Below are 24,596 nucleotides of genomic sequence, written 5' to 3' on the forward strand. Positions count from 1 at the left end.
CGCTTCGTACCGGGCCGGTCAGCCCCTGCCGGGGCTGTAGACGGGCTGGCTCTGCGGGTTGAACTCGTCGTAGGTGACGCGCTCGGCCCCGTTCAGGCGGTCGTCGTCGATCTCGAGGACGTCGAGGCCGCGGACGATGTCGGAGGAGTACACGTGGCCGTTGTAGTAGTACGTGGACCAGGTGTCACCGCCGAACGCGTCGGGGTCGACGCGCGGGTCGGGGTCGAAGTAGCCGATCTCGACGGGGTTGGAGAGGTCGTTGAAGTCGATGACCGAGACGCCGCCCTCGTACCAGGACTGCACGAAGAAGTTCTTCCCGGGGACCGGGATCAGCGACCCATTGTGGGCCACGCAGGTCTGGTCGCCCTGGTGCCGGTCGATCTTGAAGTAGCTCTCGAAGGACAGCTCGGGGCTGTTGCCGCGGCTGAGGCTGTAGACGGCGTTGGCGCCGCGCTCGGGGCCGATCTCCTCGGTGCAGGTCGGTGCGCCGCCGCCGCCGAGCTCGTCGGTGAACAGCACGCCCCTGGCGTCGTTGGTGAACGTCGCCGAGTGCCAGAACGCGAAGTTGTCGTCGCGGACGTGGTCGATGATCGTCGGCTCCAGCGGGTCGGCGATGTCCAGGATCAGGCCGTCGCCCATGCACGCGCCCGCCGCGATGTCCCTGCTCGGGAAGACCGTGATGTCGTGGCAGCCCTCGGTGGGACGCAGCAGGCCGGGCTGGTCGTGGTTGCCGCCGTCGGGGAAGAGCACCGGCTCGGCCGCGATCGCGGCGGAGGCGGGGTCGTTCTTGGGGACCTCGATGATGGAGATCTTGTCGTGCGGCGGCTGGCAGTTCGGGTACCGCTCCGAGGGCGCGTAGGAGGAGACGTAGATGTAGTCGGTCTCCGCGTCGCCCGGCACCAGGGTGTTGGTGTGGGAGCCGCAGTCGGTGGGCACGGCGGCCACGTACTGCGGGTTGGCCTTGTCGGAGATGTCGAAGATCCGGATGCCCTCGAACGCATCGGCGTCCTCGGGGCTGCTCTCCGGCGCCCCGCACTCCTCGCTCTCGCGGGGGTAGTCCACCGAGTAGTAGAGCAGGTCGCCGCTCACCGACACGTCGCCCTGGCCGCCTTCACACAGCACCGTGGCGGTGATCTCGGGCTCGGCCGGCGTGGAGATGTCGTAGATGACGAAGCCGTTGTAGTTGCCCCCGATGGCGTAGTCGCCCGAGAACGCCAGGTCGGAGTTGGTGCCGTCGACCGGCGAGGGCTTGGGGATGTTGGCCAGGTGCGTGATGTTGTCGCTGCTGGTCCCCTCACCCGGGGGGTTGGCGTCGGCGAGCGCGGCCGGCGCCTGGACGAGGCTCAGCAGCAGCCCGGCGATCGCGGCCCCGGCCAGGCCGGTGCGGTGCAGGGTTCGCCGTCTCTGCGACGGCGCGGGGGATGTCGGCACTGGCACTCCTCATTCCGACGCGGATCAAAAACACCCACAAACTACACATTTGCCAAGACAGTTGTACAGGGCGACGTATCGGCACAACACGAAATTTACAATTTCCCGCCCTTCTACCTGCACATATAACGCAGAGAAACAGAAAACGGCCCCCCGCCGCAGCGGGGGGCCGTCGTTCAGCGGCCGTTCACCAGCGGGCCGGTCAGCCCCTGCCGGGGCTGTACACGGGCTGGCTCTGCGGGTTGAACTCGTCGTAGGTGACGCGCTCGGCCGGGCGCAGCCTCCGGTCGTTCAGCTTCAGGACGTCGAAGCCCTGCTGGATGTCGGAGGAGTACACGTAGCCGTTGTAGTAGTACGCCGACCACGAGCCGCCCAGGATCAGCTCGCTCTCCGAGAGCGGCGGGCGGTCGAAGTAGCCGATCTCCTGCGGGTTCGCCGGGTCGTTGAAGTCGATGATCGACACGCCGCCCTGGTACCAGGACTGCACGAAGTAGTCCTGGCCCGGAACCGGGATCAGCGAGCCGTTGTGGGCCACGCAGTTCTCGGTGTCGGACTGATGCCGGTCGATCTTGAAGTAGCTCTCGAAGGACAGCTCGCCGCGGCGGATCGAGAAGATCGCGTCGGCGCCCCGCTCGGGGCCGGTCTCCTCATTGCAGACCGCGCCGGCGCCGCCGCCCAGCTCGTCGGTGAACAGCACGCCCTTGGCGTCGTTGGTGAACGTCGCCGAATGCCAGAACGCGAAGTTGTCGTCGCGCACGGTCTCGGTGACCACCGGGTTCAGCGGGTCGCTGATGTCCATCAGGATGCCGTCGCCCATGCACGCGCCCGCCGCGAGGTCCTTCTCGGGGAAGACGGTGATGTCGTGGCAGCCGGACGTCTCACGCGACGGCGTGCCGGGCCCGTTGCCGCCGTCGGGGAACAGCACCGGCTCGGCCGCCAGGGCCGCCGAGGCGGGGTCGTCCTTGGGGATCTCGACGATGGAGATCTTGTCGTGCGGCGGCTGGCAGTTGGGGAACCTGGCCGACGGGCTGTAGGACGACACGTAGACGTAGTCGCTCTCCTCGCCCGGCACCAGCGTGTTGGTGTGCGAGCCGCAGTCGGTGTCCACCGCGGCCACGTACTGCGGGTCGGCCTTGTCCGAGATGTCGAAGACGCGGATGCCCTCGAAGGCGTCCGCGTTCTCGGCGGTGCTCGCGGGCGCCCCGCACTCGTCGGACTCCCGCGGGTAGTCCACCGAGAAGTAGAGCAGGTCCCCGCTCACCGACACGTCGCCCTGCCCGCCCTCGCACAGCACCTGGCTGACGATCTCGGGCTCCTCGGGCGAGGAGATGTCGTAGATGACGAAGCCGTTGTAGTTGCCGTCGATGGCGTAGTCGCCCGAGAACGCCAGGTCGGAGTTGTAGGCGGCCTGCGTGTCGAAGGGCGGCGGCTTGGGCAGGCTGGCGACGAGCTCGACGTTGTCGCTCGTGTCGATCTCGTCGGCAGCCGTCTGCGCACCGGCCGCCGGGGCCAGTGACGCGACCAGGACGGCCGCGCCGGCCATGGCCAGGCCCATACGCCCGAGCCGGCGGCGTCCGCGCCGCCGCGCCGGGCTAGGGGGAGTCGGCATGTGGTCTCCTTTTTTTCCGATACACACCGAAATACGAGAACAGCACCGGGGTATCCGGCTGGCGTACAGCGGATAACGCCCGGAAACCGCAGATCAGGAACGCCCTTGACGGCGCCCTGACCTGCGGCTGCACGCGACGGCGTCAGCGACCCCGGTACTGGGGCTGGTTCTGCGGGTTGAATTCGTCGAAGGTGATGCGCTCCGCGCCGCGCAGGCGGCGGTCGTCCAGCCGCAGCACATCGAAGCCGCGGGTCCGCTCCGAGGAGTAGACGTAGCCGTTGTAGTAGTACGCCGACCAGGTACCGCCGCGGACCAGCTCGGTCTCGGAGACGGGGCCGCGGTCGAAGTAGCCGATCTCACGCGGGTTCGTCGGGTCGTTGAAGTCGATGATCGACACGCCGCCCTGGTACCAGGACTGCACGAAGTAGTCCTTCCCGGGAACCGGGATCAGTGATCCGTTGTGCGCCACGCAGTTCTCGGTGTCGGACTGGTGGCGGTCGATCTTGAAGTAGCTCGCGAACGTCAGCTCGGGGTTGCTGCGGCCCTCGAGCGTGTAGATCGCGTCGGCGCCCCGCTCGGGGCCGACCTCCTCGTTGCAGGTGGCCGCGCCGCCGCCGCCGAGCTCGTCGGTGAAGATGACGGCCTTGGCGTCGTTGGTGAAGGTCGCCGAGTGCCAGAACGCGAAGTTCTCATCGCGCACGGTCTCGGTGACGACCGGGTTCAGCGGGTCGCTGATGTCCATCAGCACGCCCTCGCCCATGCAGGCGCCGGCCGCGATGTCCCTGGCCGGGAAGACGGTGATGTCGTGGCAGCCCTCGGTGGGACGCGCCAGGCCGGGCTGGTCGTGGTTGCCGCCGTCCGGGAACAGGACCGGCTGGCTGACCACCGCGGCCGAGGTCGGATCGTCCTTGGGGACCTCGATGATGGAGATCTTGTCGTGTGGCGGCTGGCAGTTGGGGAAGTTCTCCGCGGGGGCGTAGGACGACACGTAGATGTAGTCGCTGTCCTCGCCCTGGAGGAGGGTGTTGGTGTGCGAGCCGCAGTCGGTGCGCACCGCCGCGATGTACTCGGGGCTGGTCTTGTCGGAGATGTCGAAGATCCGGATGCCCTCGAAGGCGTTCGGGTCGGCGGCGGTGCTCTCGCCCGAGCCGCACTCCTCGTTGACCTGCGGGTACTCCACCGAGTAGTAGAGGAGGTCGCCGCTGACCGAAACGTCGCCCTGGCCGCCCTCGCACAGCACTGCGCTGCTGATCTCCGGGGCGGTGGGGTCGGAGACGTCGTGGATCACGAAGCCGTTGTAGTTGCCGACGATCACGTGGTCGCCGGTGAAGGCGAGGTCGGAGTTGCTGACCTCGAAGCCCTCGGGCTTGGGCAGGTTCGCGACCAGGTCGATGTTGTCGCTCTTGTCGATCTCGTCGGGGGGCGTCTGCGCGTTCGCCGCGGCCGGCGACAGCAGGGACGCGCCCAGCGCGGCGGTCGACAGCAAGGCCACGGCCGCGTTCCGCAGCCTTCGCCGCAGCGGGGGTCTCGTGGACGCCCGGGGGGATGTCGGCATGTGGGGTTCCTCCTCAGTACACACCGTCTGAACAGAAGGAAGATACATTTCCCCAGGAACGGCTGACTAGCCGCGAATGCCACAAAACGCATGATAAGCGACATAAGGCCAGATCAACGGCCAGATCAAACAGTGGAAATACGCTGCGTGATGATCACAAGATCGCCGTCATACTGGACAAAACACCACCCGACTGAGTAGACAACGGGGAGCGGCTCACGAGGCCGTTCGACGACCCTGCTGGAAGGAGCCCCTGTGCGGCGCTGGGTTCTGGCGGCGGGAGCCGCCGTCCTGATCACCGGAGCAACGGCCTGCTCCTCATCGGACTCCGCCGACGGCCCGCCCGTCCTGGCCCCGGGCGCGCCCGGCGAATCCGCTTCGCCGGCCTCCCAGGAGCAGATCGACGCGGCGTCGGAGACCATCCGGCACAACGAGGCCGACGTCGAGTACGTGCTGATGATGATCGAGCACCACGGCCAGGCCATCACGATGACCGACCTCGTCGAGGGCCGGCTCGAGAACGACGACCTCGCACTCATCGCCGACCGCATCAGTGCGGCCCAGGGCCCTGAGATCGAGGCCATGGAGGGCTGGCTCGACACCAACGTCTACGGCCCCGCCGAGGAGAACCCCAACCACCAGGGGTTCTGCGCCAACGGTCCGAGCGAAGAGGGCCACCACGGCGGCGAGGGCGACTGCCCGGTGAACCTCGACCACGACGACATGCCCGGCATGGCCTCCGAGGAGGAGCTCACCGAGCTCGAGGAGGCCGACGGCGCCGACATCGACGAGCTGTTCGTCGAGCTGATGACCGCCCACCACGAGGGCGCCATCTCCATGGCCGAGGACGAGGGGGCCGACGGCAAGCACCCCGATGCGCTGAAGATGGCCGCGGACGTGATGGTCGAGCAGCAGGCCGACATCAACCGCATGGCCGAGGTCATGGACCAGTAGCGCACCACCGGCCGCATCCTGACACGCGAAAGGCCCCCGCGAGGCGGGGGCCTTTCGCGTGCGGGCGGCGGGGCCGCCCTAGGCGCTCTTCTCCTCGCGCTCCGGGCTGAGCTTGGCCCGGGGCACGATGGTGGGGTTGACGTGCTCCAGCACGGCTTCGCGGGTGATGATGACCTGGCCGACGTCCTCGCGGCTGGGCACCTCGTACATCACCGAGAGCAGGACCTCCTCGATGATGGCGCGCAGCCCGCGCGCACCGGTGCCCCGGATGATGCCCTGCTCGGCGATGGCGTCGAGGGCGTCGTCGGTGAACTCCAGCTCGACGTTGTCGAGCTCGAAGAGCCGCTGGTACTGCTTGACCAGGGCGTTGCGCGGCTCGGTGAGGATCCGGATCAGCGCCGCACGGTCGAGGTTGTGCACGCTGGTGATGACCGGGAGCCGGCCGACGAACTCCGGGATCATCCCGAACTTCAGCAGGTCCTCGGGCATGACCTCGGAGAAGCCGTCGGCGGAGTCCTCGTTGGCCGGCCGCAGCACGGCGTTGAAGCCCATGCCCTGCTTGCCCACCCGGGACTCGATGATCTTCTCCAGCCCGGCGAACGCCCCACCGCAGATGAACAGCACGTTGGTGGTGTCGATCTGGATGAACTCCTGGTGGGGGTGCTTGCGCCCGCCCTGCGGGGGGACGCTGGCGGTGGTGCCCTCGAGGATCTTCAGCAGCGCCTGCTGGACGCCCTCGCCGGAGACGTCGCGGGTGATCGACGGGTTCTCGCTCTTGCGGGCGACCTTGTCGACCTCGTCGATGTAGATGATCCCGGTCTCGGCCTTCTTGACGTCGTAGTCGGCCGCCTGGATCAGCTTGAGCAGGATGTTCTCGACGTCCTCGCCCACGTAGCCGGCCTCGGTGAGGGCGGTGGCGTCGGCGATGGCGAAGGGGACGTTGAGAATCTTGGCCAGCGTCTGTGCGAGGAGGGTCTTGCCCGACCCCGTGGGGCCCAGGAGGAGGATGTTGGACTTGGCGATCTCCACGTCCTCTTCACGCGGCCGGTCCGACTCGGACTGCACGCGCTTGTAGTGGTTGTAGACCGCCACCGACAGCGCCTTCTTGGCCTGTTCCTGCCCGATCACGTAGGAGTCGAGGAACTCGTAGATCTCGCGGGGCTTGGGCAGGCTGTCCCACTTCAGCTCGGTGGCGTCGGCCAGCTCCTCTTCGATGATCTCGTTGCACAGATCGATGCACTCGTCGCAGATGTAGACGCCGGGACCGGCAATGAGCTTTTTCACCTGCTTCTGGCTCTTGCCGCAGAACGAGCACTTCAGCAGGTCTCCACCGTCGCCGATGCGTGCCACCCAGCTACTCCTTAAAACGTAGGCCACCCCGTCATCGTCCACCCGGCGCGCCGTGCAAGGGATGACGTGCCCTCTACCAGAGCAAGCTACCGCTTTTGCAGGATATGCGCTCCCGATGTGCCCGAGGGCGGGGCGATCTGTGCGTCCTTCATCCGAGCCTAAGCGAAGAACCGGACCGGCTTCACCACTCCGGGACCCCCGGCGTGTGATCCCCCGGCCCGGCTCCGACGGCGGGCCAGCGGCGCCCTACTTCGAGGACGCGGGCTGAGAGCTCTGGAGCGACGTCTTGCGGTACGGCAGGATGTCGTCGACCAGCCCATACTTCACGGCCTCCTCGGCGGTGAAGACCTTCTCGCGCTCGATGTCGCGGCTGATCGTGTCCTTGTCCTGGCCGGTGTGGCGGGCCAGGACGTTCTCCATCTGGTCGCGGATCCGCATGATCTCACGGGCCTGTAGCTCCAGGTCGGTGACCTGGCCGTAGGTGGCCTCCGTGGCCGGCTGCTGGACGATCAGGCGGGCGTTGGGGAGCATCAGGCGCTTGCCCTTGGTCCCGGCGGCGAGCAGCACGGCGGCGGCGGTCGCGGCCTGGCCGATGCAGGTCGTCTGGATGTCGGGGCGGACGAACTGCATGGTGTCGTAGATGGCCATCAGCGACGTGAACGACCCGCCGGGGGAATTGATGTACATCTGGATGTCGCGGTCGGCGTCGATCTGCTCCAGCGTGATCAACTGCGCCATGATGTCGTTCGCGGAGGTGTCGTCGATCTGCACCCCCACGAAGATGATGCGCTCCTCGAAAAGCTTGTTGTACGGATTCATCTCCTTGATGCCGTACTGGGTCCGCTCAACGAAGGAGGGCATCACGTACCGGGCCTGCGACGGCTGCGGGGCCATTCCGTACGCGCTGGCGGGTGAATTGCCGATAATGCTCATGTCAGGAACTTTCGCCTTTCAAGCTGACTCGTCGGAGGCACAGGCCTGGGAACGCGGCGTCGGGCGTCTCAGCCGGCGTTGATCTGCTGGAGGCTGCCGACGACCTCGTCGACGAAGCCGTACTCCTTGGCCTGCTCCGCGGCGAACCAGCGGTCGCGGTCGGCGTCCTTCTCGATCTGCTCACGGGTCTGCCCGGTGTGGTGGGCGATGATGTCGAGGAGCGCGCCCTTGACGTAGACCAGGTCGTCGGCGCGGATGCGGATGTCGGTCGCGGTGCCGCCGACACCGGCCGAGGGCTGGTGCATCATCACGCGGGCGTGCGGGAGCGCGTAGCGCTTGCCGGGGGTGCCGGCGCACAGCAGGACCTGTCCCATCGAGGCGGCGAGCCCCATGCCGACGGTCGCGATGTCGTTCGGGATGTACTGCATGATGTCGTAGATCGCCATACCGGCGGTCACGGAGCCGCCGGGCGAGTTGACGTAGAGCGAGATGTCGCGCTTGCGGTCCTCGGCCGAGAGGAGAAGCAGGTCACCCACCACACGGGTGGCCATTGCGTCGTTGACCTCATCGGCGATGAAGATGATCCGCTGGCGCAGCAACCGCTGTGCGGTCTGCTCGATGACGGTCGGCTGCGGGGTCTCCCCCGCCGCGCGGATCTCGTCGAGAACGCCTGTGAAAGGCTGTTCGGTCACCCTGGCACCTGCTTTCGCCTTGAGCGGTCACTCGGAGGTTCGTCCCGTCAAATCACACTAGCGTGGGGGAACGGCCGCTGGGGCGCGCTCACAGGGGTGTTCGCTGTTGGCGCAGGCTCCCCGCGAGGGTGGCGCCGCCGACGCGCCGGGCCGCGCGGGAAGCGCGAAAGGCGCCGACGGGATGATCTCCCATCGGCGCCTCTTCCGCACCGCGGCGTGCCGCCCGCACCGGGCGGGGTGCGCCGCCCGGTGCCATGGCCCGCCGTTGCCGGCTCGGCTCTACTTGTCCTTGGCGGCGTCCTCGTCGGCCGCGGGGGCCTCGGGCTCGCCGGCGGCCTGAGCAGGCTCGGCCGCGGCCTCGGCGGCGGGGGCCTCCTCGGTGTCCGCGGCCTCGGCGGCCGGGGCCTCAGGCGCCTCGGGGCTCTCCTGCTCGACGACGTTGCCGGACTCGTCGGTGATCCGCGCCTTCTGCAACACGAGGTCCATGGCCTTGGCCCGGACGACCTCGGTGTAGGCGACCCGGATCTGGTTGGACTCCACCAGGTGCTGGGCGAGCTGGTCGGGGGAGACGCCCATGCGCTGGGCCTGCTCCACGACGTACTGGCTCAGCTCGCTGTTGTCGGCCGACAGCTCCTCCTGCAACGCGAGCTGGTCGAGGATGAACCCGGCCTTCACCGCGGAGCGGGCGCTGGAGGACAGCTCCTCCTCGAACTCCTCCTCGGTCTGCTCCTGCGACTCGAGGTAGGACTCCTTGGTCAGGCCGCCCTGGGTGAGCTGCTGCTCCAGGCTCTCGCGGCGGCGCGCGACCTCTTCCTCGATGACGGACTCGGGCAGCGGGATGTCGATGGAGTCGACCAGCTTCTCCAGCGCGCGGTCGCGGCCCTGGGAGAGCTGCTGGAGGCGGCGCACCTGCTCCAGCCGGGAGCGGACGTCGGCGCGCAGCTCCTCGATGGTGTCGAACTCGCTCGCCATCTGCGCGAACTCGTCGTCGAGCTCCGGGAGCTCCTTGACCTTGACGCTGTGGACGGCCACGGTGACGTCGGCCTCGCGGCCCTCGTACTCGCCGCCGACCAGCTTGGTGGCGAAGGTCGCGGACTCGCCCTCGGACATCCCCTCAAGGGTGTCGTCGAGCCCTTCGAGGACGGTGTTGGTGCCGACCTCGTAGGACAGGCCATTGGCCTGGACGTCCTCGAGCTTCTCGCCGTCGACGGCGGCGGAGAGGTCGATCGAGACGTGGTCGCCGCTCTGAACGGGGCGGTCGGCGCCGACGAGCGTCGAGAAGCGCTCGCGCAGGTTGCCGACCTGGTCCTCGATCTGCTCCTCGGTGGCCTCGGCGTCGTCGACCGTGACCTCGATGCCCTCGTACCCGGTCACCTCGAACTTCGGCCGGATGTCGACCTCGGCGGTGAAGGCGAGCTGGTCGTTGTCCTCCAGCTTGGTCACTTCGACGTCGGGCTGGCCGAGCGCGAAGATGTCCTCTTTCTGGATGGCCTCGTTGTACAGCTCGGGAACGGCGTGGTTCACCGCCTCGCTGATCACCGCGCCGCGGCCGACGTAGCGGTCGATCAGCCGAGCCGGCGCCTTGCCCGGGCGGAAGCCCTTGATCCGGACCTGCTTGGCGAGCGACTTGTAAGTCACGTCGAAGGCGTGGTCGAGTTCCTCGAAGGGAACCTCGATGGTCAGCTTGACCCGGGTCGGGCTGAGCTCCTCGACATCGGTCTTCACGGGGCGGTACTCCTAGATTTCCGGCTGGTGTCCGGGACGGCCCGGCACGCACGGGACACTGCCCGGCCCGCGGTGCGCGTGTCCACGCGAACCGGCGCCGGCCGACGCAGGTCACCGGGCCGTGGGGCCTGATGAAGGACTGACTGAATTCGCGATTTTCCTGCTGATCACGCCAAGTCTAGGGCAGATATGCGGGGCCTCAGGGCCCCCCGACGAGCCGCACCGGGCGCCACAGGCGATTTCGTCGGGGAGGCGGGATTCGAACCCGCGGCCTCATGCTCCCAAAGCATGCGCGCTAACCAAGCTGCGCTACTCCCCGTGGACCGTGCGCCGACGCCCGGAGAGTGGACGACCCGCGCTCCGGAGACGGTAGTCTTATCCCCGTCGGCCCCACGAGTCTAGAGGAAACTCCGGGGCCCTGACGCCATCGCGGGCGTAGTTCAATGGTAGAACTCCAGCCTTCCAAGCTGGTCGTGCGGGTTCGATTCCCGTCGCCCGCTCCACTGCCCCCGACGGCCGGTCCCGGCCGGGGTCTCCCTGCCGCCGGCCCTTTTCTCCGCGGCGCTCAGCGGGGCACGCGCGAGATCGCGTGGCCGGTGCGGATATGTTGGCGATGAGGGCGCATCCGTCGTTGTCGCGCCCGGGTGCGATACCGAGGCGTCGAGCCGTTCGTGAAGGTTGCGTGATGACGAGTTCCGATCCGCTGCGCGTGCCTGATCTGGTCTCCCAGTGGTTCTCCCGGCCCCACACGGCGAGCGCGCCCGTGGTCGTCACCGGGGTCTTCGACGTGCTGCACGTGGGCCACGCCCGCTTCCTGACCGCGATCCGCGACCGCGGCCTGCCGCTGCTGGTCGGCGTCGAGGACGACGCCCGGGTGCGCGCCTGGAAGGGCCCGGAGCGGCCGGTCAACCCCGACATCGAACGCGCCGAGATGCTGGCCGCGCTGCGCTGCGTCGACGGGGTGTTCATCATCTCCGGGCCGCCCGAGACCGCCGGCTGGGAGCCCTACACCGATCTGCTGCGCCCGCTGGGCCCGGCTGCTCTGGCGTTCACCGCGGGCGACCCCTACACCGACGGCAAGCGGCGCGGCGCCGAAGCCCTCGGGGCCGAGGTGTGGGAGCTGCCGCTGACCGAGGGCCGCTCCACCAGCGCCGCGCTCGGCCGGCTCGCGCGCTCGCTCTGACCGCGCCGCGGGCGCCCCCTGCCCCGCTGCGCGCCCGCCCCGGGCCCGCACCACACGCTCGCTCCGCCCCCGAGCCGCGGGGGCGCCCGTTTCGTGGTTCCCTGGTCCCCTATTCCCGCCGCCACCGCTTTTGCGCTCATGGTGGACGGCCGGAAGGCGGGGGCGTTCCTCGGTGTTGACGCTTCCGACGCTGTGCAGCGATCCGCGCGACGAAGGAAACGGGGTTCGGCGATGATGATGGGTGGACCGCCCATATACCGGGCGCTCGTCAATGACGGGGCGGCCAAGGGCACCCGCCTGCCGCGGGGGACGGTGCGCCGGATCGCCGGCTATGCCCGCCCGCACTGGCGGGCCATCGTGCTGTTCCTCCTGGCGACCTCGGTGAGCGCCGCGATCGTGGTGGCCAACCCGCTGCTGCTCAAGACGATCATCGACCACGGGGTGGCCCGGCAGGACGCGTCGCTGGTCACCTGGCTGGCGGTGGGGGTCGCGGCGCTGGCCGCGCTGGAGGCGGCGCTCGGGCTGACCTCCCGGTGGCTGTCGGCGCGCATCGGCGAGGGCGTCATCTACCTGCTGCGCACCCAGGTGTTCACGCACGTGCAGCGGATGCCGCTCGCCTTCTTCACCCGCACCCAGACCGGTTCGCTGATCAGCAGGCTCAACACCGACGTGGTGGGGGCGCAGCGGGCGATCACGTCGGTGCTGCAATCGGTGGTGTCCAACCTGATCTCCGCCGTGGCGGTGGTGACCACGATGGCCGTGCTGTCGTGGCAGATCACCGCCATCGCGCTGCTGCTGGTGCCGTTGTTCATCCTGCCCGCGAAGCTCATCGGGCGCCGGGTCGCCGACATCTCGCGCTCCGGCATGAACACCAACGCCGAGATGAGCGCGCTCATGACCGAGCGGTTCAACGTGGGCGGCGCGATGCTGGTGAAGCTGTACGGCCGGCCCGCGGAGGAGGCCGAGGCCTTCGCCGGGCGCGCGGCCCGGGTGCGCGACATCGGGGTCGCCCAGTCGGTGTTCGGCGGGCTGCTGTTCACCATGATCGGGCTGATCACGTCCCTGGCCACCGCCGTGGTCTACGGGGTGGGCGGCCACCTGGTGATCGGCGACGCGTTCGAGCTGGGCACCCTGGTGGCGCTGACCACCCTGCTCACCCGGCTGTACGCGCCGATCACGGCGCTGTCCAACGTGCACGTGGAGGTCATGACGGCGCTGGTCAGCTTCGACCGCGTCTTCGAGGTCCTCGACCTCAAGCCCATGATCGACGAGCGCCCCGGCGCCCGGGACCTGCCGGAGGGGCCGCTGTCGGTGCGGTTCGACGACGTGTCGTTCCGCTACCCCTCGGCCGAGGAGTCGTCGCTGCCCTCGCTGGAGCTGACGCCGCAGGCCGAGAGCGCCGACGACGCCCAGGTGCTGAGCGGTGTCTCCTTCACCGCCGAACCGGGGCACATGGTGGCGCTCGTCGGCCCCTCGGGGGCGGGCAAGACGACCCTGACCCACCTGGTGTCGCGCCTGTACGACCCCGTCGACGGGGCGGTGCGGATCGGCGGCGTGGACCTGCGCGAGGCGACCGCGGCGTCGGTGCGCGACTCCGTCGGCGTGGTCACCCAGGACACCCAGCTGTTCCACGACACCGTGGGCGCCAACCTGCGCTATGCCCGGCCGGACGCCACCGACGAGGAGCTGGCCGAGGCCATGCGCGCAGCGCGGCTGGGCCCCCTGCTCGACGCGCTGCCCGACGGCCTGGAGACCATGGTCGGCGACCGCGGCTACCGGCTCTCGGGCGGGGAGAAGCAGCGGCTGGCGATCGCCCGGCTGCTGCTGAAGGCGCCGTCGGTCGTGGTGCTGGACGAGGCGACCGCGCACCTGGACTCCGAGTCCGAGGCCGCGGTGCAGCAGGCCCTGGCCACGGCCCTGAAGGGCCGGACGTCGCTGGTCATCGCGCACCGGCTGGCGACGGTGCGCGAGGCGGACCTGATCCTGGTGCTGGAGGACGGCCGGATCCTGGAGCGGGGCACGCACGAACAGCTGCTCGCGCACGGCGGCCTGTACGCGGCCCTGCACCGCACCCAGTTCGCGCCGCAGGAGAAGGCCCGCGCGTGATGTCAGCGGCCGACGAGATGCAGATCACGCATTAATTCGTTTGCCGCATTTTTGCATCATCTGCAATATTGGACACAAGGGGGACGAAGGGGGATCGATGGGGCTGCGCGAACGCAAGAAGCTCGCCACGCGGCAGGCACTCCAGAGCGCGGCCGTCGACCTGGTCCTCGAGCGGGGGCTCGACGACGTCACGGTGGACGACATCGCGGCCGCCGCCAACGTGTCCACGCGCACCTTCTTCAACTACTTCGCCTCCAAGGACGACGCGCTCATCGGCGAGGGACCCTTGCTCTACTCCGACGAGGCCCGCCAGGTCTTCGCGGAGGGCGGCCCGACCGGCCACCTGCTGGAGGATCTGAAGCTCCTCCTGCTCTCGCCGGCCACCGACCACAACGACGACGCCGAGCCCCTGTTCGACCGGGTCCACATGCTCAAGCGCATCGTGGAGAAGGAGCCCCAGCTCGGGCCGCGCGTCATGGCGTCCTTCGCCGCCGCCGAGACCGCCATGGCCGGCGCCATCGCCGCCCGCCTGGGCGACGACCCCGAGAACGACATCCGGCCGCAGATCATCGCGGCCGTCGGCACCACCGCCATGCGCTACTCGATGCGCCGCGTCAAGTGCCTCGGCGACGTCGACGCCGACACCGCCGACCTGCGCCGCGAGTTCGACCAGGTCTTCGACGTCCTCACCGAGACGTTCACCGCCACATCCCGCCCGCTGTGACACCCGGCCGCACGCGGCCGCGCCGTCTCCGGGATGTGCCATGCCACGAAACACCAGGGGAAGCGAGTACCACCCGATGAGTTCGACCAGCGCCCAGGCGCAATTACCCGGTTCGGCCCCACTGAGCAGGCGGCAGGTGGGCTGGGTCTTCCTCGGCGTCATGCTGACGATGCTGCTGGGCGCCCTCGACCAGACCATCGTGTCCACGGCCCTGCCCACCATCGTGGGCGAGCTCAACGGCCTTGAGCACCTGTCGTGGGTGGTCACCGCCTACATGCTGGCGGCCACCGTGGGCATGCCGATCTACGGCAAGGCCGGCGACCTGTTCGGCCGCAAGATCGTCTTCCAGTTCGCGATCGTCACCTTCCTGATCGGGTCGGTCCTGTGCGGCCTCGCCCAGGACATGAACCAGCTGATCCTCTTCCGCGCCATCCAGGGCATCGGCGGCGGCGGGCTGATGATCAGCGCCCAGGCGGTCATCGCCGATGTCGTGCCGGCACGGGAGCGCGGCAAGTACATGGGCCTGATCGGCGGCGTGTTCGGCCTGGCCTCGGTGGCCGGCCCGCTGCTGGGCGGCGTGTTCACCGACCAGCTCGACTGGCGCTGGATCTTCTACATCAACCTGCCGCTGGGTGCGGTCGCGCTGGCCGTCGTCTCGGCGGTGCTGACCCTGCCCAAGCGCTCCGGCCCCAAGCCGCGGCTCGACTACCTCGGCACGCTGCTGCTGGCCGCCGCCAGCGTCTGCATCGTGCTGTTCACCAGCTGGGGCGGCAGCCAGTACGACTGGGGCAGCCCGGTCATCATCGGGCTGGGGATCGGCGCCCTGGCCGCGGCGGCGCTGTTCGTGCTCGCCGAGCGCCGCGCGAGCGAGCCCATCATCCCGCTGCGGCTGTTCCGCGACCGCGACTTCGTGCTCACCGCCCTCATCGGGATCAGCGTGGGCATCGCGATGTTCTCGACCATCTCCTACCTGCCGACCTTCCTCCAGATGGTCAACGGCGCCACCGCGACCGAGTCGGGCCTGCTGATGATCCCGATCGTGGCCGGCATGCTCACCGCCACCATCACCACCGGCCGGCTGATCACCGCGACCGGCCGGTACAAGGTGTGGCCGATCGTGGGCACCGCCGTGATCATGGTGGGCCTGGTGCTGCTGTCGCGGATGGACGCCGACACGCCCTACCTGTACAACGCGGCCGGGATGGTCGTCCTGGGGCTGGGCGTGGGCATGGTCATGCAGAACCTGGTGCTGATCGTGCAGAACAGCGCCGCACCGCGCGACTTGGGCACGGCGACGTCGGCGAACAACTACTTCCGGCAGATCGGCGCGTCCTTCGGTATCGCGGTGTTCGGCTCGATCTTCATCAGCCGACTCAACGAGCAGGTCGCCGACGCGCCCGCTCAGGGCGGCGGGCTCGCGTTCGAGGGCGGCGAGGCGGGCATCAGCTCGCTGACGCCCGAGATGCTCCAGGCCCTTCCGGCACCGGCGCGGGAGTTCATCGTGCACGCGTTCTCCGACGCGCTGCCGCCGATCTTCCTCTACGCGGTGCCCATCGTGGCCGTCGGGTTCGTGCTGGCCTTCTTCATCCGCGAGAAGCCGCTGGCCACCGAGATCCGCTCCGCCGACGACGCGGGCGACGACGGCGAGCGCGAGCCCGTCGGCGCGGGCGCCGCGGGGTAGGACGGGACCGGCCGCCCCCACGACAGGGCGCGGGCCGAGCCGCGGGAGACCGGCTCGGCCCGCGCCCCAGCGGGCAGCGGAAGCGGCGCGGCCCGTGGGGGCTACCCCTTCTTCTTTTTCTTCTTGTCCTTTTTCCCGGCCGCCTTCTTGTCCTTCTTCTTCTCCTTCTTCTTGCTCTTCTTGTCGCCGCCCGCGCCCGGGTCCTCCCGCTCGGCGCGCTTCCTCTCCCGCTCGGCGCGCTTCTTCAGCTTCTTGCGGTCGCTCTTCTTCGGCTTCTTGGCGTCCTTGGACGTGACGTGGGCGGCCAGCTCCTCCGGCAGCGGGGCCGCACCGGGGCCTCCGGCGAAGATCCAGTCGTCGAGGCGGTCGATGAGCCGGTCCTCGGTGAAGTCGCCCAGCCACACCGGGCGGCCGCCGGCAGCGCGCCCCTCCGACGAGGGCTGGACGACCACCACGTTGGCCTTGAAGCAGATCCCCAGGCAGGTGCTCACGCGCACGGGCACGCCGCGGCCCTCGTGGTCGGTCAGGGCGCCGAGCCGCTCGAGCTGCCCGCGGTGGTCGACCCCGGGGCGCTTCTTCTTCGTCCCGCAGCAGCATCCGCGGCACACCACGAGGCGGCACGGCCGATCCGTCGGGGTCACCTGCGCCGGCTCCTTCCATGGCGTCGCACGGCTGTCCGTCTCCACCGTATCCGCGCAGTTCAGGACCCCGGTCACCGGACATCGGGGCGAGCTATAGGGTGATCCGATGACCGAGGCACCGCAGACCCCCATCATCGCCGTCGACAAGGTGGATCTCGTCCGTTCCGGCAAGCTCCTGCTCGACCAGGTGAGCATGGCCGTACGCCCCGGAGAGCACTGGGCGCTGATCGGCCCCAACGGTGCGGGCAAGAGCTCGCTGCTCAGCCTCGTCGGCGCGGTCCAGCACCCCACCCGCGGCGATGTCAGCGTCCTCGGCGGCCGGCTCGGCCGCACCGACATCCGCGAGCTGCGCGCGCACATCGGCCACGTGAACCCGCGCCACGACATCCGCACGGCGCTCACCGGCCGCGAAGCCGTCCTGACCGGCGCGACCGGCAGCATCGAGCTCCCGCCCCGCTGGTCGCCCACCCCCGAGCAGGAGCAGCGGGCCGACCGGCTCATCGCCACGCTCGGGGTCGACGCGCTGCGCGACGACGTGTGGCCGACCCTCTCCCAGGGTGAGCGCGGCCGCTTCCTCATCGCCCGCGCGCTGATGCCGCTGCCCCGCCTGCTGCTGCTCGACGAGCCCGCCACGGGCCTCGACGTCGCCGCCCGCGAACAGCTGCTGTCGAGCATCGACCGCCTCCGCTCCGAGCACCCCGGGCTGGCCACGATCCTGGTGACCCACCACCTGGAGGAGCTGCCGGCCACGACCACGCACGCCATGCTGCTGCGCGGCGGCCAGGTCGTGGCGGCAGGCGAGGCCGACGACGTCCTCACCACCAAGCTCGTCACCGCCTGCTTCGACCAACCGATCGCCATCGAGCGCCGCGACGGCCGGTGGGGCGCGCGGGCGGCGTCCGTCACGCCCTGAACGGGCGCCACGTCTCGGGCAGGCCGCCGGTCAGCCGGCCGGCGGCGGCGCCCTCGGCCCAGCGGAAGGGCAGCCCCGCGGCCAAGAGCGGCCAGGGGTGGTCCATGAGCTGGATGCGCACCTGCGGCTCGGTGCAGCTCCCGGACGCGCCGCACCGCGCAACGGGGTCGCCGGCCTCGACCCGCTGCCCGGCGGCGACCACGACGGAGCCCCGCCGCAGGTGCCCCAGCAGCACGTAGGAGCCGTCCCCGGCGTCGATGACCACGTGGTTGCCCAGCAGCCCGGCCGGGCCGCGCAGCTCGCGCAGCGCGGTCTCGGCCACCATGCCCAGCACCCACGGCCAGGAGTTGCGGCTGCGGTGGTCGCGCTGGCGGTCGTGGGCGCGCACGACCACCCCGCTCACCGGGGCGAGCACCGGGAGGCCGAACCCGGGGAAGTCCTCGGGCGGGCGGCTCAGCGGCCGCCACCCGATGTCGGGGCGGGAGGCGTCGGCGGGCTCGGCGACGAGCGCGAGCGCATAGGTCTGGCCGTAGGCGTGCGCGCCCATGCTGGGCACGTTGTCGACGGGGCTGGCCAGCGCCATCCACCGCCCCTCCACCGGGGGCCGGAGGGTGCGGGGGGCGCAGCGCACCCGGCCGATCCGCAGGTAGACGAGGAGAGCCGCGGCGAACACCGGGACACTGACCCACCACGGGACGCCGGCGAAGGCGCCGAAGGCAAGAAGGGCGGTCCCGGCCCACATGGCGGGCATGCGGATCCGGGCCAGGAGGACGGCGGAGGGGGGCTGCATCGCCCCATCATCGCGCAGACACGGGGCGGCCCCGGAGTCCGCTCCGGGGCCGCCGACGGAAAACGGCTATGGACGGTCGTCCTCGCCGGACCGGCGGTTGCGCTCCCGGTCCTGCTTGGCCTGCCTGCGGAGGTAGTCGGTCGCTGCACTGCCGGCCTTGTCGATCTTCTCGTCGTACTTTCCGCCGGTCTTCTCCTTCGCGACCCGCTTCGCCTTGTCGACGCCCTCCGCGACCTTCTCGCTGTTCTCGCTCGCCGCCTTCTTGATCTTGTCGAAGGCGTCTCCGAGTCCGGACATCCGACCCCCCTGGTCCGCGATGGTCATCCGACGTATGTCGGCCCTCACCGACGGCGATACCCGATCAGACGGCGCTTAACCTGCGGCGATATCAGATGCCGAGGATGGTCCGGGCGATGGTGAAGTAGATGAGCAGGCCCGTGGCGTCGACCAGGGTGGACACCAACGGGGCCGACACCACGGCCGGGTCGACCCCCACGCGGCGCGCCAGCAGCGGCATGGAGCTGCCGATCACCGCGGCCCACGTGCAGATGACGATCACCGAGGCGGCGACCACGACCGCGATGTCGCGTCCCACCAACGCCGTGCCGATGACCAGGGCGATACAGGCGAGCATCAGCCCGAGGAGCAGGCCCACGCGCGCCTCCTTCCACGCCGTCCCCGGCAGGTCGCGCACGCGGACCTCCCCCACGGCGAGGGCGCGCACGATCGCGGTCGCCGACTGCGAGCCGACGTTGCCCCCGGTGCCGGTGAGCATGGGGACGAACAGGGCCAGCGCCGTGACCTGCTCGATGGTGGCCTCGAAGGCCTGCATCACGTTGACGGTCAGGGTCGCGGCGACGATCAGCAGCAGCAGCCAGACCGAGCGCGCCCGGGCCAGGCGCACCACGGAGGCCGCGACGTAGTGGCCGGCGACCGGGCTGGCGCCCGACTGGCGGGCGATGTCCTCGGAGTCGGCCTCCTCGATGAGCTCCAGGGCGTCGTCGAAGGTGAGCAGCCCGAGGAAGCGCTCCTCGGAGTCGACCACCGGCAGCGCGACGAGGTTGGCCTCCTGGATCAGCCGGGCGGCGTCCTCGGCGGGCTCCGTCGCCCGCACCCGGGGCACGAGAATGTCGACGATGTCCTTGATCTCGGCGGTGTCGTCGCTGACGACCAGGTCGCTGAGGCGGACCGTGCCGGCCAGCCGGCGGCCGTCGTCGACCACGGGCAGGGTGTAGACGGTCTCGGCGGCGGCCCCCTCGGCGCGCACGACCTCCAAGGCGCGGCCGACCGTGAGGTCGCGGTGGAGGACGACGGTCTCGGGGGTCATGACCCGGCCGACCGACCCCTCGGGGTAGCCGAGCAGGGCGGCCGTCATCCGGCGCTCGGCGGGGCTCAGCCCCGCCAGGGCCCGGGCGGCGATCTTCGCGGGCGCCTCCCCGATGAGCCGGGCGCGGTCATCGGGGTCCATCTCCTCCAGCAGCTCGGAGAACGCGGTGCCGCGCAGCCCCGCCAGGATCTCGTGCTGGTGGACGGGGTCGAGCTCCTCGAAGACCTCCAGCTCGCGGTCCTTGTCGAGGAGGCGGAAGGGGATCATGGCCAGGGCGCTGTCCATCCGGGACAGCTCGTCGGCGATCTCGTACGGGGGATGCTCGGCGAGCCAGAGCCGGACTCCGGTCAGATCGCTGCGCTCGACCAGCGAGGTCAGCTCCTCGCCGGGCTCGTCCGCGGACATGCGCCGCCTCCCCCCAAGGCCCTGTCTTCCGGATGCCTTCGGAGCCCGGAACGATCCGAAGGACAGGGCCGAGCCCGGCCCGTCGACCCCCATGGACCTTACCGGGGGTCAGGAGCGCCAGATCACCACAAGGGCCGTGTCGTCGTTCTTGCCCTTGCTGAGAGTGTCGACCACCCCCTCGGCACCGGCGCCGAACCCCTCGCCCACGAGGCGGTCGGCGGCGCCCAGGAGCCGGTCGATGCCGGAGTCGAGGTCCTCGCCCGGGGTCTCGATGAGGCCGTCGGTGTAGAGCATGAGGGCGTCGCCGGGGCGCAGCCGCCCTTTGACCGGGACATAGGTGATCTCGGGGATGACGCCGAGGACGACGCCCTTGGCGTCGGTGGCCGACCAGGCTCCGGCGGCCCTGTCGTACTGCACGGCGGGCGGGTGCCCGGCGGAGGAGATGATGTAGTCGCCGTTGTCGAGGTCGAGGCTGAGGTGGACCGCCGTGACGAACCCCTCGCCCACCGAGGTGCGCATCAGGTAGTCGTTGCACTGGGCCAGGAACTCCCCGCGCGGGACCGCGCCGATGAGCCCGCCGAAGGCGCCCGACAGCAGCAGGGCGCGGGTCCCGGCGTCGACCCCTTTGCCCGAGACGTCGACCACGGCGAGTTCCAGGCGGTCGCCGTGGCGGGTGGAGACCACGAAGTCGCCGCCGAAGGAGGAGCCGCCGGCCTGCCGGAGGAAGGCGGTCGCGCCCCAGCCATCGGGCAGGTCGGGCAGGCTGCCCTGGGCGCGCAGCCGGTCGCGCAGTTCGAGCAGCATCTTCTCGCCGCTCAGCCCTTGGACGCCCAGGCGCTCGCGCACGCCGGAGAGCAGGTAGGCCAGGACGGCGGTGACCCCGATGGTGACGAGCAGGCCGGGGCCGACCTGGCCGAAATCGAGTGCGAAGGCGCTGAACAGCAGGACGGCCGCCACCACGGCGAGCAGGAACGCGAGGCTCTTGCGCTTGAGCAGCAGCCCGCCGGCGAGCACGTTGAGGATGACGGCGCTCGGCGGGAACCACCCGGTCGGGCCCCAGACGGCGCCGACGCCGATACCCACCGCAAGGAGGACAAGGGTGATCAGAACAAGCCGGTAGCGGAAAAGGACCTTGCGCCGCAGCAGGGCGACCGCGCGCTGCCACAGCGAGCGGGCCTGGCGGGTGAGCTTTGCGGAGGGCGAGGCGTTCATCGTGCCCGCACTGTAGCCGCTGTGTGCGGGAGCACACTCGGCTCCGTGGATGAGGCCAACCGATTTTCCTCCAGTGTGCATGCCGAAAATTCCGCAGGGTTGCTCATGATCCAGTATGGGCAATGAACGCGGCTTCCGTCAGTCGGCCGGGGCGTTAACCCTCGAAAGGGCCGGAATTCACCGACGCGGTCGGACATGAATCCGCACTTCGGTCTGTTCACAACACGCCCGATGGAAAACCATTCGCCGCCCCGCCTCGGCGGGTGATAGTGACAGCAGCATGTCCTCTTCCCGCGTGTCGCCCGCCGGCGCGGCCGGTGCCGGGCCCGGCTGGCCGGTCCGTACCCTCACCGAAGCCGAGTTCGACGACTACCTCCTGGTGTGCCGCACGGCGATGCACCGCCCCGCACCCCCGTCCACCACCGATACCGCCCGAGTCCGCGCCCGCACCGAGCTCGACCGCACCATCGGCGTCTTCGACGGCACGCGCCTGGTGGGGACGGCCACCGCGTTCTCCTTCACGATGACCATGCCGGGCGGACCGCGGGCGGTCGCGGGCGTATCGGCCGTAACGGTGTGGCCGACCCACCGCCGCCGGGGGATCCTCTCCGCACTCATGCGCCACCAGCTCGCCGACATCCGCGACCGCGGCGAGCGGGTGGCGGCCCTGTTCGCCTCCGAGGGCGGCATCTACCAGCGGTTCGGCTACGGGCCCGCCTCCCGGACCGTGGCCGTCGACATCGCCACGCACGAGGCGCGGCTGCGCCCGGACATCCCCCGCGACCCCGCGCTGCGGCTGCGGCTGAGCACCCCCGAGGAGTCGCGCAAGGAGCTGGCCGCCGTGCACAGCGCGGCCGCCCGCCAGCGGGTGGGCGAGTTCCAGCGCGACGACGCCTGGTGGGACCACCTGCTCCACGATTCACCCGAGACCCGCGACGGCTTCGGCGCCTTCCGCTGCGCCCTCGCCGAGGACGACGCCGGCCCGCTGGGCTACGTCCTCTACCGCACCCGCCAGCGCTGGGACGATTATGGTGTGGCCGATTCCCCGCTGCGCATCTCGGAGATGTACGCGACCGCCCCGGCCGCCTCGGCGCTGCTGTGGGAGCACGTCCTCGGGGAGGACCTGGTGTCCTCGGTGACCACGCACATGACCCCGCCCGACGACCCCGTCTACCACCTGCTGGCCGACCGCTACCGGGCGCGTACCCGGCTGAGCGACAACCTGTGGCTGCGGCTGGTCGACGTCCCCGGCGCGCTGGAGGACCGCTCCTACGTGGCGCCCGTCGAGACCGTGATCGAGGTCGCCGACCGCCACTGCCCGTGGAACGCGGGCCGGTGGCGGCTGAGCGCCGACCACACGGCGGCCCGGTGCGCGCCCACCGACGCCGCGCCCGACATCCGCCTGGACGTCGCCCACCTGGGGTCGGCCTACCTCGGCGACCAGACGCTGGGCTCCTACCTGGCGGCGGGGGCGATCGCCGAGGACACGCCGGGGGCAGTGGAACGGCTCGACGCCGCACTGAGCCGGCCGACCCGGGCCCACTGCGGCGTCATCTTCTGAAAGTCCTCAAGGCCGGTCAGGGCAGCGGCGGGAGCTCCCGCGTGCGCTCGTAGTCGCTCAGCATGTCGATGCGGCGCGTGTGGCGGGGCTCGCCGCTGTAGGGCGTCTCCAAGAAGACCTCGACGAACCGCGTGGCCTCGTCGAGCGGGTGCATGCGCCCGCCGACACTGATCACGTTGGCGTCGTTGTGCTCGCGGGCGAGCCGGGCGGTGTCCTCGCTCCACGCCAGGGCGGCGCGCACGCCGGCCACCTTGTTCGCGGCGATCTGCTCGCCGTTGCCCGAACCGCCGATGACGACCCCCAGCGCACCGGGGTCGGCCGCCACGCCCTCGGCGGCGCGCAGCACGAACGGCGGGTAGTCGTCGGCGCCGTCGTAGACGGCCGGCCCGGAGTCGACCACCTCATGGCCGTTCTCCTTGAGCCAGGAGACGAGGTGCTCCTTCAGCTCGAAGCCGGCATGGTCGGATCCAATGTAAACGCGCACGTGGCAAGTCTTTCATGACGACGCCCGCCCCCCGGTGCCGGGCACCGGGGGGCGGGCGCAGCGGTCGGCTCGGGCTACAGGCTCCCGTTGGCGGCGATCGCGATGCTCAGGCCCATCGCGGCGAAGAGGGCGATCGAGGCGACGGCGACGATGTTCGCCAGCACGATCATCCCGATGTCCTTGCTCAGCGGGCCGGCCTTGGACTGCGTCGGCTTGCTCAACTTCCACCTCGACCTGGGTCTACGGATGTTCCACGGCCGATTCTAGGCGGCCCGCGGGACCGCCCCGCACCGGCCCCCGTTCCGGCCGTGACCTCGCCGGACCGGTCCCGGCCGGCGCACGCATGTGCCCCGGCCGGGACCGGGCACAGGGTCACCCCCAGTGCGGCGGCCGGTCCTCCAGAAGCCGGGCGGTGTTGTCGTCGTCGGCCGGGGACTCGCCCCAGCCGGCTCCGCGTTCGTCCGCCGTGGTGTCGGGGAGGATGTCGGGCCCGTCGTCGAAGAAGTCGACGCGCCGGTCGTCATCGGGTGCGCTCATGGCCGCTCCCTCACTGCTCGGGTCGGGGATGGGGGTCGGGTCGTCCGGGGGCTCAGTCGAAGATGGGGTCGCGGGTGCGGGTGCGCTTCAGCTCGAAGAAGCCGTCGGTACCCGCTACCAGCAGCACACCGTCCCACAGGCGACCGGCCGCCTCGCCCTTGGGGGCGGGGGTGACGACCGGCCCGAAGAAGGCGGTGCCGTCGACGGAGATGATCGGGGTGCCGACCTCCTCGCCGACCTGGTCCATGCCGGCCCGGTGCGACCGGTTCAGGGGCTCGTCGTACTCCTCGCTCTCGGCGAAGTCGATCAGCTCCTCGGGCAGCCCGACCTCGGCCAGCGCCGCCTTCACCGTGGCGAGCTCGCGCGGCTCGTCGCGGACGTGGTAGCGCTCGCCGATGGCGGTGTAGAGCGGGCCGAGCACCTCGTTGCCGAAGCGCTGCTCGGCGGCGGTCAGCACGCGCACCGGGCCCAGGGCCGATTGGAGCCTGTCGCGGTAGCTCTGCGGGATGTCCTCCTTGTCCCGGTTGAGGATCGACAGGCTCATCACGTTGAAGCGGGTCCGGATCGGGCGGACCTTCTCCACCTCCAGGAGCCACCGCGACGTCAGCCACGCCCACGGGCACAACGGGTCGAACCAGAGATCGGCGGTGTCCACCCGCCCCGTCTGCTCGCTCACCTGGTCATCTCCTCACGGTCGGCGGGAGCCCCACTGCGATGGCCCCCTGGTCATCCGGCAGGTTCAACCTCCGCGCCCGGTTCCGCATTCCACGTGGATGCGTGGCA

General features: G+C 70.2%; 23 protein-coding genes and 2 tRNA genes. 8 read left to right on the forward strand and 17 right to left on the reverse strand.

The genetic code is table 11. The annotated features are described in order from the left end of the window. Positions 1-18: 18 nt before the first annotated feature. The 3 genes from ACFOVU_RS25080 to ACFOVU_RS25090 all read right to left on the reverse strand — a co-directional run bounded on the left by ACFOVU_RS25080 (position 19) and on the right by ACFOVU_RS25090 (position 4,595). The gene (locus ACFOVU_RS25080; protein WP_378537513.1) at positions 19-1,431 is read right to left on the reverse strand and encodes an LVIVD repeat-containing protein; all 1,413 of its coding nucleotides are present in this window, start codon (positions 1,429-1,431) and stop codon (positions 19-21) included. A gap of 202 nt (positions 1,432-1,633) precedes the next feature. Next, positions 1,634-3,040, reverse strand: a complete 1,407-nt coding sequence (locus ACFOVU_RS25085) for an LVIVD repeat-containing protein (protein WP_378537515.1) — start codon at positions 3,038-3,040, stop codon at positions 1,634-1,636. Positions 3,041-3,182: 142 nt separating this feature from the next. Beyond that, a complete protein-coding gene (locus ACFOVU_RS25090) occupies positions 3,183-4,595 on the reverse strand; it encodes an LVIVD repeat-containing protein (protein ID WP_378537517.1) in 1,413 nt (470 codons plus the stop codon). Between the two features lie 255 nt (positions 4,596-4,850). On the opposite strand from ACFOVU_RS25090, the gene ACFOVU_RS25095 reads away from it, so the two are divergent. Further along, on the forward strand, positions 4,851-5,549 hold the full coding sequence (locus tag ACFOVU_RS25095; protein WP_378537519.1) for a DUF305 domain-containing protein: 699 nt from the start codon (positions 4,851-4,853) through the stop codon (positions 5,547-5,549). A gap of 78 nt (positions 5,550-5,627) precedes the next feature. Here the strand turns inward: ACFOVU_RS25095 and clpX are convergent, their stop codons facing one another. From clpX to ACFOVU_RS25120, 5 genes are all read right to left on the reverse strand, one after another. Beyond that, the gene (gene clpX / locus ACFOVU_RS25100; protein ID WP_378537521.1) at positions 5,628-6,899 is read right to left on the reverse strand and encodes an ATP-dependent Clp protease ATP-binding subunit ClpX; all 1,272 of its coding nucleotides are present in this window, start codon (positions 6,897-6,899) and stop codon (positions 5,628-5,630) included. 246 nt (positions 6,900-7,145) lie between these two features. Continuing rightward, on the reverse strand, positions 7,146-7,832 hold the full coding sequence (locus ACFOVU_RS25105) for an ATP-dependent Clp protease proteolytic subunit (RefSeq protein WP_378537523.1): 687 nt from the start codon (positions 7,830-7,832) through the stop codon (positions 7,146-7,148). Between the two features lie 68 nt (positions 7,833-7,900). Then, a complete protein-coding gene (locus tag ACFOVU_RS25110; protein ID WP_378538213.1) occupies positions 7,901-8,488 on the reverse strand; it encodes an ATP-dependent Clp protease proteolytic subunit in 588 nt (195 codons plus the stop codon). Between the two features lie 315 nt (positions 8,489-8,803). Then, entirely contained in the window at positions 8,804-10,249 is a 1,446-nt protein-coding gene (tig, locus tag ACFOVU_RS25115; protein WP_378537525.1) for a trigger factor, read from the reverse strand. A 244-nt stretch (positions 10,250-10,493) separates the two neighbouring features. Continuing rightward, positions 10,494-10,568, reverse strand: a tRNA-Pro gene (locus tag ACFOVU_RS25120). A gap of 110 nt (positions 10,569-10,678) precedes the next feature. Here ACFOVU_RS25120 and ACFOVU_RS25125 point away from each other — a divergent pair. The 5 genes from ACFOVU_RS25125 to ACFOVU_RS25145 all read left to right on the forward strand — a co-directional run bounded on the left by ACFOVU_RS25125 (position 10,679) and on the right by ACFOVU_RS25145 (position 15,943). Continuing rightward, positions 10,679-10,752, forward strand: a tRNA-Gly gene (locus ACFOVU_RS25125). A 182-nt stretch (positions 10,753-10,934) separates the two neighbouring features. Continuing rightward, positions 10,935-11,432 carry an adenylyltransferase/cytidyltransferase family protein gene (locus tag ACFOVU_RS25130; RefSeq protein ID WP_378537527.1) on the forward strand — a complete coding sequence of 166 codons (498 nt, stop codon included), beginning with the start codon at positions 10,935-10,937 and terminating at the stop codon, positions 11,430-11,432. Positions 11,433-11,666: 234 nt separating this feature from the next. Beyond that, a complete protein-coding gene (locus ACFOVU_RS25135; RefSeq protein ID WP_378538215.1) occupies positions 11,667-13,538 on the forward strand; it encodes an ABC transporter ATP-binding protein in 1,872 nt (623 codons plus the stop codon). Between the two features lie 97 nt (positions 13,539-13,635). Continuing rightward, the gene (locus ACFOVU_RS25140; RefSeq protein WP_378537529.1) at positions 13,636-14,262 is read left to right on the forward strand and encodes a TetR/AcrR family transcriptional regulator; all 627 of its coding nucleotides are present in this window, start codon (positions 13,636-13,638) and stop codon (positions 14,260-14,262) included. A 76-nt stretch (positions 14,263-14,338) separates the two neighbouring features. Beyond that, complete coding sequence (locus ACFOVU_RS25145; protein WP_378537531.1) at positions 14,339-15,943, forward strand: MDR family MFS transporter; 1,605 nt, start codon at positions 14,339-14,341, stop codon at positions 15,941-15,943. Positions 15,944-16,044: 101 nt separating this feature from the next. Here ACFOVU_RS25145 and ACFOVU_RS25150 read toward each other — a convergent pair whose 3' ends face one another. After that, complete coding sequence (locus ACFOVU_RS25150; RefSeq protein WP_378537533.1) at positions 16,045-16,584, reverse strand: (2Fe-2S) ferredoxin domain-containing protein; 540 nt, start codon at positions 16,582-16,584, stop codon at positions 16,045-16,047. A 106-nt stretch (positions 16,585-16,690) separates the two neighbouring features. Here ACFOVU_RS25150 and ACFOVU_RS25155 point away from each other — a divergent pair, with 106 nt between their 5' ends. Further along, positions 16,691-17,497: an ABC transporter ATP-binding protein gene (locus tag ACFOVU_RS25155; RefSeq protein ID WP_378537535.1), complete on the forward strand. Its 807-nt coding sequence runs from the start codon at positions 16,691-16,693 to the stop codon at positions 17,495-17,497. On the opposite strand, the gene ACFOVU_RS25160 is transcribed toward ACFOVU_RS25155, so the two are convergent. The 4 genes from ACFOVU_RS25160 to ACFOVU_RS25175 form a co-directional block, all read right to left on the reverse strand. Further along, positions 17,487-18,287, reverse strand: a complete 801-nt coding sequence (locus ACFOVU_RS25160) for a M23 family metallopeptidase (protein ID WP_378537536.1) — start codon at positions 18,285-18,287, stop codon at positions 17,487-17,489. The two genes, ACFOVU_RS25155 and ACFOVU_RS25160, sit on opposite strands and share 11 nt — an antisense overlap. Before the next feature lie 66 nt (positions 18,288-18,353). Continuing rightward, entirely contained in the window at positions 18,354-18,584 is a 231-nt protein-coding gene (locus tag ACFOVU_RS25165; protein WP_378537538.1) for an antitoxin, read from the reverse strand. 91 nt (positions 18,585-18,675) lie between these two features. Beyond that, a complete protein-coding gene (mgtE, locus tag ACFOVU_RS25170; protein WP_378537540.1) occupies positions 18,676-20,019 on the reverse strand; it encodes a magnesium transporter in 1,344 nt (447 codons plus the stop codon). A gap of 108 nt (positions 20,020-20,127) precedes the next feature. Continuing rightward, the gene (locus ACFOVU_RS25175) at positions 20,128-21,231 is read right to left on the reverse strand and encodes a PP2C family protein-serine/threonine phosphatase (protein WP_378537541.1); all 1,104 of its coding nucleotides are present in this window, start codon (positions 21,229-21,231) and stop codon (positions 20,128-20,130) included. Between the two features lie 280 nt (positions 21,232-21,511). Between ACFOVU_RS25175 and ACFOVU_RS25180 the strand changes: the two genes are divergently transcribed. After that, the gene (locus tag ACFOVU_RS25180; RefSeq protein WP_378537543.1) at positions 21,512-22,792 is read left to right on the forward strand and encodes a GNAT family N-acetyltransferase; all 1,281 of its coding nucleotides are present in this window, start codon (positions 21,512-21,514) and stop codon (positions 22,790-22,792) included. Between the two features lie 16 nt (positions 22,793-22,808). Here ACFOVU_RS25180 and ACFOVU_RS25185 read toward each other — a convergent pair whose 3' ends face one another. From ACFOVU_RS25185 to ACFOVU_RS25200, 4 genes are all read right to left on the reverse strand, one after another. Next, positions 22,809-23,276, reverse strand: a complete 468-nt coding sequence (locus ACFOVU_RS25185) for a ribose-5-phosphate isomerase (RefSeq protein WP_378537545.1) — start codon at positions 23,274-23,276, stop codon at positions 22,809-22,811. A gap of 74 nt (positions 23,277-23,350) precedes the next feature. Continuing rightward, complete coding sequence (locus tag ACFOVU_RS25190) at positions 23,351-23,497, reverse strand: hypothetical protein (protein WP_378537547.1); 147 nt, start codon at positions 23,495-23,497, stop codon at positions 23,351-23,353. Between the two features lie 151 nt (positions 23,498-23,648). Then, positions 23,649-23,813: a hypothetical protein gene (locus ACFOVU_RS25195; RefSeq protein ID WP_378537549.1), complete on the reverse strand. Its 165-nt coding sequence runs from the start codon at positions 23,811-23,813 to the stop codon at positions 23,649-23,651. A 52-nt stretch (positions 23,814-23,865) separates the two neighbouring features. Beyond that, entirely contained in the window at positions 23,866-24,489 is a 624-nt protein-coding gene (locus tag ACFOVU_RS25200) for a mycothiol-dependent nitroreductase Rv2466c family protein (protein WP_378537551.1), read from the reverse strand. Between the last annotated feature and the right edge of the window lie 107 nt (positions 24,490-24,596).

The sequence above is a fragment of the Nocardiopsis sediminis genome (assembly GCF_042650565.1).
In the GTDB taxonomy this organism is placed as follows: Bacteria; Actinomycetota; Actinomycetes; order Streptosporangiales; family Streptosporangiaceae; genus Nocardiopsis_B; species Nocardiopsis_B sediminis.